A 16,623-nucleotide genomic window follows, 5' to 3' on the forward strand; every position below is an offset into this window, starting at 1 on the left:
TTCACTTTCGTTCAGCCAGGGGGACAAATTTGCGGGGCGGGGCGCCTATGTAGATCTGGCGAGGACGATAGATTTTGGTTTCCGGATCCTCGCGCATTTCTTTCCACTGGGCAATCCAGCCGGGGAGCCGCCCAAGGGCAAACATGACGGTGAACATGTTGGTGGGGATACCAAGAGCCCGGTAAATGATTCCTGAATAGAAATCGATATTGGGGTAGAGGTTGCGGCTGACGAAATAGGGGTCGTTGAGCACGATTTCCTCGAGATTCCTAGCGATATCCAGAAGTGGGTCCTTAAAGTTGAGTACTCCCAGAATACCGTCACAGGCATCCTTGATGATAGTACCCCTGGGGTCAAAGGTCCGGTACACCCGATGGCCGAATCCGGAGAGGCGGAAAGGATCGTTTTTGTCTTTAGCCTTGGCAATATATTTTTTGTAGTCGTTGTTATCTTTATGGATAGCCTCGAGCATTTGAATAACCGCTTCGTTGGCGCCGCCGTGGAGCGGTCCCCACAGGGCATTGATGCCTGCCGAGATAGAGGAATACAAGTTGCCGCCGGCACTGCCGACCAGTCGGACCGCCGAAGTCGAGCAGTTCTGCTCGTGATCTGCATGGAGGATCAGCAGTTTATTGAGGGCGGCGACGACCTCGGGCAGAACTATATACGGTCTGACCGGGGTGTTGAACATCATGTTAAGGAAATTACCGCAGTAGCTAAGATCGTTGCGTGGATAGACTAGGGGTTGGCCGATGGATTTCTTGTACGAAAAAGCGGCAATGGTTCTGATCTTGGAAATGAGACGGCTGGCGGTCATGTCAATATTTTCCAGCGGATCGGCGCTCATTTCGGGGTAGAAATTGTGCAGACTGTTGACCATCACCGAGAGAATCGACATCGGTGAGGCATTAGGCGGAAATTTGTCAAAGAAATGGACCATGTCCTCGTGGATGAGGGCATGATGTTCGAGCAGGGTCCGGAAACTCTCTAATTCGTCGCGGTTCGGCAGCTTGTTGTGGAGCAGCAGGTAGGCAACCTCGATGAACAGACATCTCGATGCAAGGTCCTCGATGTCGTATCCGCGATAGCGCAGGATACCCTTCTTGCCGTCCAGGAAGGTGATCGTGCTGCTGCAAGAGGCAGAGTTTTTATATCCGGTGTCAAAAACAGTGCATCCGGTATCGCGGAGCAAGTCGCGGATATCGATCGATCGGTCACCCTCAATCCCCTCGAGGATAGGCAAATGGTAGGTGGTGCCGTCGATGGTCAGTTCCGCTGTTTGGTCGAACAAGTTTTCAGACATGGATGGCATCCTCCTGCAGGGATGATAGGAACTGAGGTTGAGCCGGATGCGTGATCCGTGCATCGGTAGTTGGCGTCAAATCGTTGAAAAAGAATGCACGGGTGGCGCGGTTTGGTTAAAGTAACAGAAATGGCGTCCTGTTTCCTGTTCCGTACTCTTGGGAGGGCACTCGGGCGTATGCCCGGCACGGTGACGCTCCCCGAATACCTTCAGGGTCCCACCTTATCGCATTTAGCTTTGAAATTCAAGGCGGGCTCTTGGCGATGGGGGCCGGAGAGGGGACTGCCGGAAGAGGGACACGAGCACCGGGAAGATAAGCAAAACCTGAAGAAAGGAAGACGATGCAAGAGAATGTGGAAGAGACAAGAAGAGCGATTCGAGAGGCCATGGAGTATGCCGTGCCCGAAAACGATCGGATCGAGGCCGAAGATGTGCTTGATATATACCGAGAGGACCGAATAGCATTAGCCCTGTTGCATGAATTTTATAGCCATATGCCGGATGCGCAGGATGATTGGATTCGGGAAATCCGGGTGGTCAACCGTCAGCGCGGGCTTTTTCTTTTGGCGGCAATAACCCCCCAGAGGCAGTATCTCTATCTTCTCTCCAGCGAAGGGCTGGAATTCCAAGGCAGCATGACCGATGGGTATTTGGCCGAGGAGCTCCTTGATTTTTTTGGTTATGACAGCGCTGAGGCCTTTAAGGTGGTCTGTGCTTCGCCTGAAACCTTGCCGATTTATGAACCCTTGCAGATGGATGAGGATATCTGTCCGGCCTGCCATGCCGTAGCCGGTGAGTTGCACGAGCTGGGGTGTCCGGTGGAACTTTGCCCCTGGTGTGGTGGGCAGCTTATTTATTGCGACTGCCGCTATGAAAAATTGGGTCTGGATTCGATTGGTTCGGAAGTGGAACTGCTACAATTCGAGGCACTTCTGGAGGAGCGGGGGAGAATACCCTATTCCCCGGAGCAGCGACCGAGCTTTGCCGGGGACGGACCGGAGACTGTTTTCGAGTAAAAAGACCGTGTCCGCCCGTGTGGAAATGCCGATCCGTTTGGACCACATACACAAAAAAAGAGCCGGGGGCTTAGCTCCCGGCTCTTTTTTTGTGCAAAAAGGAAGAACGATGTTTTCCCTGCTACTTTCGAGCCTTTTGATTATCCAAGTAGCGGAAAAGGTCCGAGTCGGAGGAAAGCACCAACGAGGAGTTCTTGCTGATGATGTTGCGGTAACTCTCCAGACTTTTCTGGAAGGCATAGAATTCGGGATGACTCGAATAGGCCTGCGCGTAGATCCGCGTAGCCTCGGCATCCGCCTTGCCACGGATTTCGGTGGCTTCCCTCTGGGCCGCTGAGGTAATTTCTTGCAACTCACGGTCTACCCGGCCCAGGATCTCCGCCTTGCGGCCTTCACCGGTCGAGCGTTTTTCTGCCGCGATCCGTTTCCGTTCGGAAATCATCCGGTCATACACCTTCAAACGGACCGATTCAATGTAGTTGACCCGTTTGAACATAATGTCCATCAACTCGATGCCGTATTGCGGTGTAATTTTTGAGGCATCATCCAGCACCATCTGGCTGATTTTGTCCCTGCCCACCTTGGGGGGAAGGACCATGTCTCGTGATTCGACGACTGCTGCCATGAAATCCGGTGACCAGTCCGAGCTGCGAATAATTTCGATCAGGTTGTTTTTATTGACCAGATCCCGCACCGTCCCATCGAGGATGTCGTCGAGCAGGGACATCGCCCTCTTTTCTGTACCGACGGCCTGAAGGAATCGCAAAGGGTCGGCAATGCGCCAGCGGGCGGTATTCTCCATGTAGATGAAGGTTTTGTCATTGGTCGGGATCTGGTTGGGATCACCGTTCCAGGTCAAGACCCTTTTGTCGAAATACTGAACTTGCTGGATGAAGGGTGTTTTGAATTTCAACCCGGCTTCGGTTAGCGAGTTACCGACCGGTGCTCCAAATTGGGTGATGACGGCCTGCTGGCCCTCGGGGAGGATAAAGAAGCCGTCCCAAAGAGTAATGGTGGCGGCGCCGATGATGAGCAGTATGATGAAACGGAGTATTTTTTGCATTTGGCCGTATCTCTAAAAGAGTTCTAAGAACAGGGAGACCCGCAAGGGACGTGATTATTTCGTCTCGATCACGGGCGGCTCTTTGCCCGTTTTCCTGGTAAGGTCGAGCAGCGGAAAGATATTCTGCTGGTTTTTGTCCATAATATAGACATGCTCGACGCGGGGGATGATCTCTTGCATGGCCTCAAGATACATCCGTTGCCTGGTGACCTCTTCTGCCCCCTGGTACTCTTTGACGATCGCCTTAAACCGATTGGTTTCGCCATTGGCCCGATTGATTCGCTCCGCAGCGTAGCCTCGGGCCTCTTCAATAATCTGCTTGGCGCTACCGCCAGCTTTGGGAATAACCTTATTGTAGGTCTCCTCTGCTTCGTTGATCAGCCGTTTCATATCCTGGTCCGCTTCGTTGACCTCGTTGAAGGCCGGTTTCACCTGTTCGGGCGGGTTGATATCAAGCAGTTGGATGGTGACAAGAGTGATGCCGCATTGCAGTCTGTCGATCTGACTCTGTAATTCCCGTTTGGAATTGGCGGCCAGAAGTTCACGATTACTGAGGACGTAATCAAAATCCATATTGCCGACGATTCGTTTGATGACCGTTTCCGAAGCGTCACGAACCATCTGGGCGACATCACGAACTTGGAAGAGGAATTTGACTGGGTCGCTCACCTTATATTGGACGATCCAGGCAACCTCAATGACATCCTTGTTGCCGGTGAGCATGAGTGCTTCCATGCCAAACCCTTTCCGGTCAAAGGAGGAATTGACACCTGGAGTGCGGGTACGAAATCCGAATTCCTCTTTTCGGACGCTTTCCACATCGACTTTCGACAGTTCTTCGAGGAACGGCACTTTGAAATGCAGCCCGGATTGAGATGTTCGGTTGTACTTGCCGAGGCGAAGGACGATTCCGACTTCACCCGGTTTGATGGTGTAAAAGCTGGAAAAGGCAGTTTGCAAGAGGAGGGCTACCGCGACGATCGCAATAATTTTACCCGCACCGGAAAGAAGGTTGGGTGGTGTTTCGGGTGGCGGACTGCCCGATCTGTCGGGTGTTGATTTCTGCCCCTTTTCGGCAAAGAAGTCTCTGATCTTTTGGATAAGAACGGCGAGCAGATCTTCCGGTCCGGAAGGGCTCTTTTTCTTGCCCCAGGGCGGTTGTTCGTTCATCGGCATGAATACGGCTCCATCGGTTGCTGTAACAAGTTGGTTGATCAAGACGGCCGCAGAACAATGATGATTATAAAGGTTCATGCAAGGCGGCGAGAGATTAACAGGGCTTATAGTATGCACTGCAGCCGGTAAGGTCAAACAAGATTGGAGCTAATCCAACATTTCCTCCCCCTGCAATCATTGGCCGTGCCAGTGTGGGCCATTCTTCAGCGAAGTGCCCATATCCAGGCAAGGATGAGGAGGGCCAGCGCCAGGAATAATTGCAGGCCCTGGAGTGCAGGGGCCTGGAACCGCTCAACCAAGCCGGTCCGCCCGCCCAGCCAACCTCCTCCGATGCCGCTGAAAAAGCCGAAAAGATGCGCTCCCAGATCGGTCCGTATCCCTTCGCTGCCGAGAAAAGCCAGGAGGCCCGCACCCGCACCCAAAGGCAGCAGGAATTCCTTGTAGGAGCGGATCGAAGATTTACCCAGTTGCAGGCCGGTCAAAAGGCCAATGGCCGCGAAGACCGAGGTGGAAAATCCCACTGAGAGATGGGGGTGTTGCCGGAAGACGATGTTGCAGAGATTGCCGATTGAACCGGTGAGAATCACGAACAACCAGGATTGGCCATAGCCGATCATCCGGCCGAGCAAATCAATGACCAGGCCACCAATGAGGCAATTACCGAGAAGATGGGAAAGATCAGCATGGAGGGTCAGGGCCGTGATCAGCCGCCACCATTCGCCGTGGTTGAGAATAGCCGCACTGTCGATTGCCCCCTGCGCGAACCAGGCGCTTCCCGACGACCACGGACCGGTATGAGCGAAAAAAAGAGCGAGCAGAACCATCAGGGGGAGAGTGGGCAGGGCCTGTGTCGACAAGCTCTGGCGCAAAGGAGGTGGGGGCGGCCAGTTGAGGTTTTCCTGGCGATACTGGTTCAGGTGATAAAGGGCAGACGGAACATCGTCTGCGGCCACCAGCAAGCGGCCGGTGTCATGATCTTGCCAATGATCAATGCCCACAGCCGAGAGCACCAACGACAGCGTATCCAACTGGCCAGAAGGACCATTCGCTATTGGGATCAGATCATTCTCGTGCAGGTCTTCATTATTCATGGGGTTGCTCTTCGATCAAGTCCACGATCCAAGTCGTGAACGGCGTTATTGAAAAAGGCACCGGTGTTGTCACCCGGAACGTCTTGACAATAAGGAAGCCATCATTAAAGTAATTTAACTTAAGCGTTGACAGGGCTGGCAGGTGGTTTGCACGGCCCAGCCTGTCCTGGCGGGATCAGATTCGACTAACCCCTAATGTACTTACGGAAGAATAACCATGCTTGTAATTATGAAACGATGTACCCCCTTTCTCCTTGTTTTTTTGACGCTGACCTTTATGGAGGCTGGGATAACAGCTGATTCTGCCGACGCACGTTCTCAGTCCGGTGGCCGCTCGTTCAGCAGTCCGTCCAGCCGGCCTTCTCCCCCGCCGGTGCCCCAGTCGTCACCCAGCCAGTTCGGCCAGCAAAGGCAGCAGCAGATGCCACAGCAACCCGGCGGTTTCGGGCGTGGGCTGATGGGCGGTCTTCTTGGTGGCGCCATCGGAGGGATGCTCTTTGGCAGTCTCTTTGGCGCCAGTGGCAGCGGCATGGGGATTTTGCCGCTTTTACTCCTGGGCGGTGTGGGCTATTTTCTGTACAAGCGTTTTGCCAATCGACCAGCGGCCCCTTCCAATTCTGGTTATCAACCGCCTTCGGCCCCCAACCTGTTTCAGGGAGGAGCTGGTCAATTTGGCGGCAGTTCAATGCCTCCTGTGCCACCAGTGCCGCCCGTGGCCCCTCTTGGCGCAACTAACACACTTGAGCAGGGCCTCGCTGAAATTCGTCTCAACGATCCGGGGTTTGATGAAAAATATTTTCTGGAAGTGGCTTCGGATGTTTTCTTCAAGGTGCAGGCTGGCTGGATGCGGCGCGATCTTACCGCCTATAGTCATTTGCTCGGCAGCCAATTGGCGGCAGAATACGATCGCCATTTTGCTGAAATGAAGGCCAAGGGGCACCTCAATAAGCTGGAAAGCATTGCGGTGCGCAAGGTCGAGATAGTGAATGCCGGTAGCGACAACGGCGAGGATTTTTTGACCGTCCTCTTCACCGCTAACCTGCTTGATTACACCGTTGATGAAAAAACTGGCGCCTTAGTGGAAGGCAGTATGACCGAACCGGTGAAATTTGCCGAAAAGTGGACTTGGGCTCGACCGCTTCGCACTGAAAATTGGAAACTGGAAGGCATTGAGGTCGTGGCCTCCTGATTTTTCTTACCCGCATTGAATGGTTGATTGAGCCGCTTCCCGCCAAAGGAAGCGGCTCTTTTTGTTACCACGGAACAGTGCGCCCGTGCCATCAATCCGAAACCTTTGCCTGTGGTCCTTCCGTTCTCTGCGACGGCTCCAGTAGGAGAAGCAAGATGGAAACCATTAGTTGGGACGATTTTGCCAAGGTGGAACTCCGGGTTGGCCAAATCACCAAGGCGGAAGTCTTCGCCGAGGCGCGCAAACCTGCCTATGTCCTCTCCGTCGATTTTGGGCCGGAGATCGGGGTGAAAAAATCAAGCGCTCAGATTACAGCCCTCTATCAACCGGAAGAGCTCATCGGTCGGTACGTCGTGGGCGTGATTAACTTCCCGAAGAAACAGATAGGGCCAGTGATGTCCGAGTGTCTGATCACCGGTTTTCACAATGAGAGCAAGGAGGTTGTTCTCTGTGTACCGGACGGTCCGGTGCCTCTTGGAGCAAAAATGTTGTGAAGAATACGGAAGCAGGCAGGGAATGTGAAAAAAAATCGCGCAGACTGGCAGCAGTCTGCGCGAAGGGTGCGGCGAAGTGTACGTGGGGAAAGATGCTGGGGATGTCTTTTCTACCGGGCGTTGAGCTTTTCGGTCAGAACCGGCAGAAACTGTTTGAGATCGGCCACCACCAGGACATTGGCCACCTCACCGATGGGGGCATCCTTGTCGGTATTGATCGCGACAATGAAATCGGATTTTTTCATTCCGGCCAGGTGCTGGATCGCGCCGGAGATGCCGCAGGCGATATAAAGTTTTGGAGTGACTGTGCTGCCGGTGGTGCCGACCTGGCGATTGTGGTCCACCCAACCGGAATCGACCACCGGCCGGCTGGCGCCGTATTCGCCGCCCAGAGCCTGTGCCAGAGCTTGCACCATGGCAACGTTTTCCGGCTTGCCCACACCGCGGCCGGCGCTGACGATCACCTCGGCCTTGGTCAGGTCAACACCGCCAATCGTTGCCGCCTCATAACCGGTGCACTGCACCTTGCCGCTGGCACCCGTCTCAATTGATGTGACCGTCGGAGTGCCGGTTGGCTCCTCGTCCAGGCCGAAGGCCCCAGCTTGGAGGGTCAGGACAGTTTGGGCGGTTGTCACTCTGACCTTCCGCCGCAGTTTGGCATTGCACACAGGGACGACCGGCAAGCCCTCCTCAATGGCGACGACCTCGGCTATCTGGGCGGCCTTAAGAGCCACGGCGATTCGGGGGGCGAGATCCCAGCCGTAGGATGAGTGCAGAAAGACGATCTGCTCCGGTTGTTCCTTGGCGATGACCTCAAGGAGCAGCTGTTTATGCACGGTGGGGTTATATTCGCCGTATTGGGCAGCATCCGCCAGATAGAGGGTGCCGTTGAACAGGGGCAGCTCGGCACTGCTGCCGACGACAAACATGGCAGCTTCGGTCTGCTGTTGTTGGGCAAAGGCGATGAGTTGGGTATATTCGGCACGCAGTTTTCCTTCCCGGAATTCCGCCACAAGTAAGGTTTTCATTGGTGTCTCCTAGGCCAAAACGCCGGTTTTTTCTTTGAGCAATTGGATCAATTTGTCGGCCAGTTCGGCGACGTCGCCCTCAAGCACAAGGCCGCCGCCTTTTTTCTCCGGGAAATAGAAGGCTGCCGTCTCCTGACGCGGACCAATACCGCCGGTATCTGGTGCCAAGCTCAGTAATTCCTTTTTCTTGGCCTTCATGATGTTGGGCAGGGTGGGGTAGCGCGGTGTGTTCAGTCCCAGCTGGCAGGTGAGCACCACCGGAGTAGTGGCCGAAACTAAGGCCTTGCTGCCGCCCTCCAGCTCACGCTTGACCTGGACGGTGCCGTTGTCAAAGGCAAAGCCGACAATGGTGGTGATCGCCGGGATGCCGAGCAGTTCAGCGACCATGACGCCCACCTGAGCGCTGCCCCGGTCCTGCGACTGCATACCGGTGAAAATGATATCGAAGTTCTTGTCTTTGGCAAAGCCGGCGATCATTGCGGCGATTTCGATGGGCTCCCGCTTGTAGGATTCGGCGTCGGCGATGTGCACGCCGCGGTCGCAACCCATGGCCAAGGCCTTCTTCATGGTCTCAGTCACTTGATCCGGGCCGATGCAGAGCACGGTCAGGTCGGCATCCTTCACCTGTTCCTTGAGGCGTACGCCTTGCTCGACGGCATACTCGTCGTACTCGTTCATGCGCCAGGCCAGGTCAGCCCGATCATACCAGTTGCCCTCGCCGTTGATCTTGAATTTGGATTCCATGTCCGGAACCTGTTTGATGCAGATCAGTATTTTCATCGCTCTCCTCCAGCAGTCAGACTAGATATTATTTATTTTACTCTTTGATACGCAGGCGATTCTCACAACCTTTCGGCAAGAACCTCGGCAATGTCTCTTGGTCGTACCTGTTCCTCGACATTGGCGCCCTTAACGCCATCCTCAAACATTGTCAGGCAGAAAGGGCAGTTGGACAGTAATTGATTGGCCCCGGTGGCCACCGCCATCTGTATCCGTTTGATGTTGATCCGTTCGCCGAGCTTTTCCTCGGCCATGATTCGCCCACCGCCGGCGCTGCAGCAGAAGGCCTGATCACGGTGCTTGGCCATTTCGGTGATTTGCCCCCCAGCTGCTCGAATCAGGTTTCTCGGGGCATCGTAGATGTCGTTATGTCGACCCAGATAACAGGAATCGTGGTAAGTGCAAGCAAAGTTTTCCGCCTTGATCGGCAACCTGCCGGAGGCGATCAATTGTTCGAGAAAAACAGCATGAGACAGGACTTCGATATCAAAATCAAAATCGCGATAATCCTTGGTCAGGGTGTTGAAACAGTGGGGGCAGGTGGTGACGATTTTTTTGACGCCATACCCCTTGATAATTTCCACCGTCTCCATGGCCAGAGTTTGATAGAGGTATTCGTTGCCCATCTTGCGCATCGGCTCGCCGCAGCATTTTTCCTCTTTCCCCAGGATGCCGATCTTTACCCCGGCGGCCTGGCAGAGTTTGACAAAACTTTTAGCCACAGCAATGTTGCGTTTATCAAAGGAGGCGTAACAGCCGACAAAGTAGAGCAGATCAGCCTCGGAATCCTCGGCCAGCGTCTTGATGCCTAAGTCGACGGCCCAGTCGCCGCGGGAGGCATAGCCCATACCCAGCGGGTTGCCGTTGACCTCGGTCTGTTCCATGGCGGCCATGACCTCATCGCCAGGGAATTCGCCTTCCATCAGCACCAGGTTGCGGCGCATCTCGATGATTTTACCCACATGCTCGATCGAGGCCGGGCAAATGTCCTGGCAGGCCCGGCAGGTGGTGCAGGCCCAGATGGCTTCGCGGCCGATGGTGTCGATGAGATTGACCTGCGGATTGGTAAAGGCGATCTCGCCGATCTGGTTGACCAGTTGCATCGGCGACAATGGTTTGCCGGTGGTATAGGCCGGACAGCGGTCCTGGCAGCGTTTGCACAGGGTGCAGGCATCGGCGTCGAAGATGTCCTTCCAGCGCAGATCGGTCAGTTCGTTGGCACCAAATTTTTCGGTGGTTTCGTCCTCCAGGTTGACCGTGGTCAGTTTGCCGGTGGGGCCACGATCGGCCAAAAAGGCATTGGCGCTGGTCGTGACGATATGGCGAAATTTAGAGAAGGGGATGACTGCGACAAAACCGAGCGCCAGCAGGAGGTGGAACCACCAGAGGCCGATGTGCAGGGTGCGCAGACCCGGTTCGCCAACACCGGTAAGCAGCTTGGCGACCACCAGTCCGACCGGTGACCAGCCAGCCAGGGGCGTGCCCATCTCGGTCACCGCCATCCGGGCGCCCTCGATGAGGAAACCGGTGATGAGAATGGCGAACAAGAGCCCGTGCATGAGGGCGTCATCGCCCTTGGTGACTAACCCCTCCGGACGCACCAGATAACGGCGCACCAGCAGGCCAGCCAGCATGATGATGGCCACCAAGCCGGCGAGATCGAGCGTCAGGGAAAACAGTTTGTAAAAGGTTCCCTTGAGAAACTTGACCCCGAAGAACAGATCCGTAAAATCGGCCTGGGCGACAATCAGCGAGGTGCCGATAACAAGGACGAAAAAACTCCAGAAAAAGAGAGCATGCGCTGTTCCCGAACCCGGAACTCGGAACACCTTGGTCTGCAGGAGCACATTCTCCAGCATCTGTTTGATCCGTTCTCCCCGCTGGCTGGTCCGGTCCAAAGGTTGCCCGAGGCGGTAGACCTTGATTCGCTTGAGAAATCCGAACACAAAGACAGTCAAGGCCACCAGCAACAGGCCGTACATGGGCGCCAAGGTTGTGAACCCATGACCGACATTCCAATATATTTCACGGGTAAACTCCATCCAGCCTCCCCCTTCCTTCACACAAGCAAACGTCGTGTTCCATGCTTTTACAGAAGAAGAGAGGCAGCTTGCGCCGACACTCTCTTCTCGTTTCTCATCAACAGGTTAGGTGCCGAGATCGCACTGAGCGACCTCGGCGGGTTATCGGGTCAATGCGGCACCGATAACCACGCGCTGGACCTCACTTGTGCCCTCGTAGATCTCGGTGATTTTGGCGTCGCGCATCATTCGCTCGACCGGGAATTCCCGGGTGTACCCATACCCGCCGTGGAGTTGGACCGACTGGGTGGTGACCCGCATTGCGGTCTCAGAGGCAAAGAGTTTGGCCATGGCCGATTCCTGGGAATAGGAAAGACCGGCGCTGGCGCGATAGGCGGCGTTATAGATCAGCAGGCGGGCGGCCTCGATCTGGGTGGCCATGTCCGCCAGCTGGAAGGAAACGCCCTGGAAGGCGGCGATCGGTTTGTTGAACTGCTCGCGCTCTTTGGTGTAGGCGAGAGCTGCGTCGAGAGCGCCCTGGGCAATGCCGAGAGCCTGGGCGGCAATGCCGATACGGCCGCCGTCCAAGGTTTTCATTGCCACCTTGAACCCCTGGCCTTCCTGGCCGAGCAGATTGTCGCCGGGAATACAGCAGTTCTCGAATACCAGCTCCATCGTGGGTGAGGAACGGATACCCATTTTGGCCTCTTTCTTGCCAAAAGAGAAGCCTGGGGTGCCCTTTTCGACGATGAAGGCACTGATACCGCGATGTTTTTCCGCTGATTTGTCGGTCCGGGCCAGGACGACATAGGTCTCGGCCTCGCCGGCGTTGGTGATGAAGATCTTGGACCCGTTGAGGATCCAGTCGTTGCCGTCGCGGGTGGCGGTGGTTTTGGTGCCGCCTGCATCGGAGCCGGCGGAGGGCTCGGTCAGGCCGAAAGCGCCGAGTTTTTCACCCTTGGCCAGCGGCACCAGAAATTTTTGTTTCTGTGCTTCGGTACCGAACATGTAAATAGGGTTGGCGCAGAGGGACAGGTGAGCCGACAGGGTTACGCCGGTTGACCCGCAGACACGGGACAGTTCCTCAACGGCAATGGCATAACTGATGTAATCGGCGCCGGCACCGCCGTATTCTTCCGGGAAAACAATACCGGTCAGGCCCAGTTCGCCGAGCCGATCATACATCAGAGCCCGGTCAAAACGTTCTTCTTCGTCACGCTCGCGCGCCGACGGAGCGACTTCAGTTTCGGCAAAACTTCTGACCATATCACGGATAAGATTTTGTTCTTCAGTCAACTCGAAATTCATGTGCTCTACTCCCCAAGCTTGTCTGTGTTGTCTTCTGAGATTGGCGCTGATCTTCTCTCTGAGGAGGGACGATCAGCACCCCATGTCGGCCGCTCACCCGCCCAGGTGAGCTGTTGCCGGAATCCCGTCTTGCCGGTGCATCACGGGATGCGCACCGTTTTCGCCGTTCCATTCGACGCCTTACTTTTGATCTTTAATCTGCACCATCACCACTGTACCGGTGGCGCAGATGGTGCCAGCAGCGGTTACCGTCATGTCGACGATAACCTTGCGGCCCTTGATCTCCACTACTTTGCCGCGAACCTCCAGTTCCGTATTAATTGGCGTCGGCGCCAGATAATCCACCTTCAGCGAGGCGGTGACAAAGCGCGAGATCGGTTTGTCGTCTGCCTTGGCCTTGGCTGCCGCAGCCGTCCCCGCGCCGTGACAGTCGATCAGCGAGGCAATCATGCCGCCGTACAAAAAACCGGGAAAACCGCCGGTAAATTTTGGGTCCGGGGTGTGGCGGCAGACCGTTTCCTCCCCGTCCCAATAGCTTTTCAGATGGTGCCCCTGGGTGTTCAGCCGCCCACAGCCATAGCAGTAGGCATAATCATCGGGGTACTGATCCTGAAACGCCGGTTCGCGCATTGATCGCCCTTTTGCGGAGATGCGGAGGTTGTTATTCGTACGAGTAAAAGCCCTTGCCGCTTTTGCGTCCCAGCCAACCGGCTTCGACATATTGGCGGAGCAGCGGACAGGGGCGGTACTTGGAATCGCCCAATCCCTGGTACAGGGTATTCATAATGGCCAGGCAGGTGTCGAGACCAATGAGATCGGCCAGGGCCAACGGACCCATGGGATGATTCATTCCCAGTTTCATCACCGTGTCGATGTCTTCTTTGGTGCCGACCCCATGGTAGAGGCAGAAAACCGCCTCGTTGATCATCGGCAGGAGAATGCGATTGGCGATGAATCCCGGGAAATCATTGGATTGGGCCGGGGTTTTCTCCATGCGCTTGGTGAGCGCCAAGGTGGTCTCCAGGGTCTCGGCCGAGGTGGCTAGGCCGCAGATGACCTCCACCAGCTTCATCACCGGCACCGGATTCATGAAATGCATACCGATGACCTTGTCGGGCCGCTTGGTGTGGGAGGCAATCCGGCCGATGGGGATGGAGGAGGTGTTGGAAGCCAGGATCACATGCGGCGCGCAGATTGCTTCCAGGTTCTCAAAGATTTTGAATTTGATGACCTCGTTTTCGGAGGCAGCTTCGACCACGAAATCGGCAGCGGCCATATCCTTCAAATCGACACTGGTTTTGATCCGGGCAAGGATCGCGTCCTTCTCGGCGGCTGCCAGTTTACCCTTGTCGACGTTGCGCTGCAGGTTCTTAGCGATGTTGGCCAAGCCTTTAACGACAAATTCCTGCTTGATGTCATTCATGATGACGGACAGGCCGCTGGCCGCTGCAACCTGGGCAATGCCGTTGCCCATCTGGCCGGCGCCGATCACGCCGAATGTTTTCACTTCCATTGTTGCTCTCTCCCTTTCCTGAAGACCTGTTGAACCGGCCGGTATACCGAATCCGGTGGATGATTACTTGCTGCTGATCACCATAGCCATACCCATGCCGCCGCCGATGCACATGCTGATCAAGCCGGTGGCATACTGCTGGCGTTGCATCTGGTACATGGAGGTGACCATCTGGCGGGCGCCGGTGCACCCAACCGGATGGCCCATGGAAATACCGCTGCCCAACTGATTGGGTTTGTCTATATCTATCCCCAGTTCGAGCATGCAACCGATGGCCTGGGCGGCGAAAGCCTCGTTGAGTTCGATCATGTCGATATCACCGAGTTGACGCCCGGAGAGCTTCAGAGCCTTTTGGATGGCCGGAACCGGTCCCAGTCCCATGTAGGCGGGATCCAGGCCACCGGAGGCAAACCCTTCGATGGTCACCAGGGGCTTTAAGCCCAGCTGTTTGGCCTTCGCTGCGCTCATCAGGAGCACGGCGGCGGCGCCGTCGTTGATGCCCGAGGCGTTGCCGGCCGTGACCGAGCCGTCTTTGGCAAAGGCAGGTCTCAGTTTGGCCATCTTTTCCATGGAGGTCTCCATGGGCCGTTCGTCCTGGGCAAAGAGGATCTCCTGCTTGCCGGACCGAACCGGAATCGGCACAATCTCCGATGTAAACAGGCCATCCTTGATACCCTGCATCGCCCTGGCGTGGCTGAGCACCGCGAGGCGGTCCTGATCTTCGCGGCTGATGTTGTAGAGTTTGGCGATGGCCTCAGCGGTGACACCCATGTGGTAGCCATAGAAAATTTCGTACAGGGCGTCGTAGACCATCAGGTCATAGACTTCACCGACCCCGGTTAACTCCATGCGGTAGCCCCAGCGGGCCTTGGGCAGGGCCATGGGCACCATGGACATATTTTCCTGGCCGCCAGCCAGGACTACCTCGGCCTGTCCGGTCATGATCGATTGGGCAGCCAAGGCGATGGCCTTGAGGCCGGAGCCGCAGACCTTGTTGATGGTGAAAGCTGGCGTTTCCTTGGCGATTCCGGCTTGAACCATGGCCTGGCGGGCGGTGTTCTGGCCCTGACCGGCTTGGAGGACATTCCCCATGATCACCTCATCCAAGGTGATTTCGGTGGCAGCTGCGTCCCAGGCCGCATATTTCTGTTCCAGCTCAATGGTGCCCTGATCCTTGAGTTTGTTCGGCGCTACCGCCAGCATGTCAGTGCTTGCTGTTGGCCGGAGTCCCACCTTGCGCAAGGTCTCGCGCATGACGGCTGCTCCTAGGGTGACCACGGGCGTATTTTTCAGGCTACCGCCAAAGGCGCCGACCGCAGTCCTGCATCCACTTACAATCACAACCTCGTTCATAGACCTCTCGCTCCTATATTCCAATTCCACGATCTCTTGTCAGCCGTTCAAGTCGCCCTTGAAGACCGGTTTGCGTTTCTCCAGAAAAGCGCTTGTTCCTTCCTTGGCATCGGCATTGGCCAAACAAAGTGCAAAAGCGTCACGCTCGATGCCGAGCCCGGTGGCCAGGTCAGCGTTCAAACCCTGGCTGACCGTCTGTTTGGCCGCACAGAGGGAGGCCTTACCTTTGGCGGCGATAGTCTTGGCAACCTCGACGGCTGCAGGCATGAGTTCTTCCGGGGCAAAGGTTTTGTTGACCAAGCCGATCTCCTTGGCCTCGGTGGCCGTCAGGTGTTTGCCGGTAAAAATCATTTCCTTGGCCCGATTGGCGCCAATCAGGCGTGGGAGCCGTTGGGTGCCGCCGAACCCGGGGATAACGCCCAAAGTGATTTCGGGCAGACCGAAGATCGCTTTTTCCGAGGCATAGATGAAGTCGCAGGCCAGAGCCATTTCACAACCGCCACCCAGGGCGTATCCATTGACTGCGGCAATGACCGGAATGGCCAATCCCTGTAGTTTGCTGATGACATCTTGGCCGAATTGGGCAAATCTTTTGGCACCAAGCGGTGTCAGGGTAGCGATTTCGGTGATGTCAGCCCCGGCAATAAACGATTTTTCCCCGGCTCCGGTCAAGATCAATACCCGGATGGTTTCGTCCTTGCCAATGCTGTTAAGGGCATCGACAAGTTCTTCAAGCAGGGCGGTGTTGAGGGCGTTGAGAGCCTTGGGGCGGTTGAAGGTCAGTGTTGCAATGCCGTCGGCGATGGTGAGGTCAAGGGATGAATAGGCCACCGTTTGCTCCTTATTTCAGAGTTATGATAAGATCGCTTGGATTGGGGATGGCGATTTGTCTCAAGGGTAAAAGGATGGTTGCTTTCACGTTCCGCAGCCACTGAGACACACTTTTGCATGCTCGGATTCTGTATGTCTCGAGAAGGCGGCAGAGCGCCCGGTTGCCCGGTGCAAGGGCGGAAACGTAAACAGCGTACTGTCTATTGTAAAAGAGTCGGGCTGTCAAACATTTTTTCCAACCCCGGTAGAGGCGTCACGTCGTCATTCAACAGTAAAGTTAAGGTGTTGACCGTTGAAGAGGTATAAGGCGGAAGCCGTGGGGCATGTCAAGGACTTGTGCCAGTGGCACCCTGTGGTAGTCATTGCTGGGCGGAAGCCGGGTCCGGGCAACGCCGGACTATTACGATCTGGTCACCACGGCAAAGGTTCTGGTCGCCTTGCCGAAAAAAGGGAAGGA

At 55.7% G+C, this 16,623-nt stretch carries 15 protein-coding genes; 3 read left to right on the forward strand and 12 right to left on the reverse strand.

Features of this window, described 5'->3' with window-relative positions:
* Window position 1: 1 nt before the first annotated feature.
* Window positions 2–1,303: a citrate synthase gene (locus ACHZCX_RS15355; protein ID WP_319588080.1), complete on the reverse strand. Its 1,302-nt coding sequence runs from the start codon at window positions 1,301–1,303 to the stop codon at window positions 2–4.
* Between the two features lie 341 nt (window positions 1,304–1,644).
* Between ACHZCX_RS15355 and ACHZCX_RS15360 the strand changes: the two genes are divergently transcribed.
* Window positions 1,645–2,319 carry a hypothetical protein gene (locus tag ACHZCX_RS15360; protein WP_319588081.1) on the forward strand — a complete coding sequence of 225 codons (675 nt, stop codon included), beginning with the start codon at window positions 1,645–1,647 and terminating at the stop codon, window positions 2,317–2,319.
* A gap of 121 nt (window positions 2,320–2,440) precedes the next feature.
* Here the strand turns inward: ACHZCX_RS15360 and hflC are convergent, their stop codons facing one another.
* From hflC to ACHZCX_RS15375, 3 genes are all read right to left on the reverse strand, one after another.
* The gene (hflC, locus tag ACHZCX_RS15365; RefSeq protein WP_319588082.1) at window positions 2,441–3,382 is read right to left on the reverse strand and encodes a protease modulator HflC; all 942 of its coding nucleotides are present in this window, start codon (window positions 3,380–3,382) and stop codon (window positions 2,441–2,443) included.
* A gap of 54 nt (window positions 3,383–3,436) precedes the next feature.
* Window positions 3,437–4,558 (reverse strand): FtsH protease activity modulator HflK, encoded by a 1,122-nt coding sequence (hflK, locus tag ACHZCX_RS15370; RefSeq protein ID WP_319588083.1) that lies wholly within the window; start codon window positions 4,556–4,558, stop codon window positions 3,437–3,439.
* 203 nt (window positions 4,559–4,761) lie between these two features.
* Window positions 4,762–5,649 (reverse strand): rhomboid family intramembrane serine protease, encoded by an 888-nt coding sequence (locus ACHZCX_RS15375; protein WP_319588084.1) that lies wholly within the window; start codon window positions 5,647–5,649, stop codon window positions 4,762–4,764.
* 217 nt (window positions 5,650–5,866) lie between these two features.
* Here ACHZCX_RS15375 and ACHZCX_RS15380 point away from each other — a divergent pair, with 217 nt between their 5' ends.
* Window positions 5,867–6,838, forward strand: a complete 972-nt coding sequence (locus tag ACHZCX_RS15380) for a Tim44 domain-containing protein (RefSeq protein ID WP_319588085.1) — start codon at window positions 5,867–5,869, stop codon at window positions 6,836–6,838.
* Window positions 6,839–6,993: 155 nt separating this feature from the next.
* On the forward strand, window positions 6,994–7,332 hold the full coding sequence (locus tag ACHZCX_RS15385; RefSeq protein ID WP_319588086.1) for a tRNA-binding protein: 339 nt from the start codon (window positions 6,994–6,996) through the stop codon (window positions 7,330–7,332).
* 110 nt (window positions 7,333–7,442) lie between these two features.
* Here the strand turns inward: ACHZCX_RS15385 and ACHZCX_RS15390 are convergent, their stop codons facing one another.
* From ACHZCX_RS15390 to ACHZCX_RS15425, 8 genes are all read right to left on the reverse strand, one after another.
* Window positions 7,443–8,360 carry an electron transfer flavoprotein subunit alpha/FixB family protein gene (locus ACHZCX_RS15390; protein WP_319588087.1) on the reverse strand — a complete coding sequence of 306 codons (918 nt, stop codon included), beginning with the start codon at window positions 8,358–8,360 and terminating at the stop codon, window positions 7,443–7,445.
* A 9-nt stretch (window positions 8,361–8,369) separates the two neighbouring features.
* Entirely contained in the window at window positions 8,370–9,140 is a 771-nt protein-coding gene (locus ACHZCX_RS15395) for an electron transfer flavoprotein subunit beta/FixA family protein (protein WP_319588088.1), read from the reverse strand.
* A gap of 62 nt (window positions 9,141–9,202) precedes the next feature.
* The gene (locus ACHZCX_RS15400) at window positions 9,203–11,182 is read right to left on the reverse strand and encodes a heterodisulfide reductase-related iron-sulfur binding cluster (RefSeq protein WP_319588089.1); all 1,980 of its coding nucleotides are present in this window, start codon (window positions 11,180–11,182) and stop codon (window positions 9,203–9,205) included.
* Window positions 11,183–11,323: 141 nt separating this feature from the next.
* Window positions 11,324–12,469: an acyl-CoA dehydrogenase gene (locus ACHZCX_RS15405; RefSeq protein WP_319588090.1), complete on the reverse strand. Its 1,146-nt coding sequence runs from the start codon at window positions 12,467–12,469 to the stop codon at window positions 11,324–11,326.
* Between the two features lie 180 nt (window positions 12,470–12,649).
* Window positions 12,650–13,099, reverse strand: a complete 450-nt coding sequence (locus ACHZCX_RS15410; protein WP_319588091.1) for a PaaI family thioesterase — start codon at window positions 13,097–13,099, stop codon at window positions 12,650–12,652.
* Between the two features lie 31 nt (window positions 13,100–13,130).
* Window positions 13,131–13,982, reverse strand: a complete 852-nt coding sequence (locus ACHZCX_RS15415) for a 3-hydroxybutyryl-CoA dehydrogenase (RefSeq protein ID WP_319588092.1) — start codon at window positions 13,980–13,982, stop codon at window positions 13,131–13,133.
* Between the two features lie 63 nt (window positions 13,983–14,045).
* Entirely contained in the window at window positions 14,046–15,335 is a 1,290-nt protein-coding gene (locus tag ACHZCX_RS15420) for a thiolase family protein (RefSeq protein ID WP_319588093.1), read from the reverse strand.
* 39 nt (window positions 15,336–15,374) lie between these two features.
* Window positions 15,375–16,166, reverse strand: coding sequence for an enoyl-CoA hydratase-related protein (locus ACHZCX_RS15425; RefSeq protein WP_319588094.1), 792 nt, complete (start codon window positions 16,164–16,166; stop codon window positions 15,375–15,377).
* Window positions 16,167–16,623 lie beyond the last annotated feature (457 nt).

This window comes from uncultured Desulfobulbus sp. (genome assembly GCF_963662935.2).
Classification (GTDB): Bacteria; Desulfobacterota; Desulfobulbia; order Desulfobulbales; family Desulfobulbaceae; genus Desulfobulbus.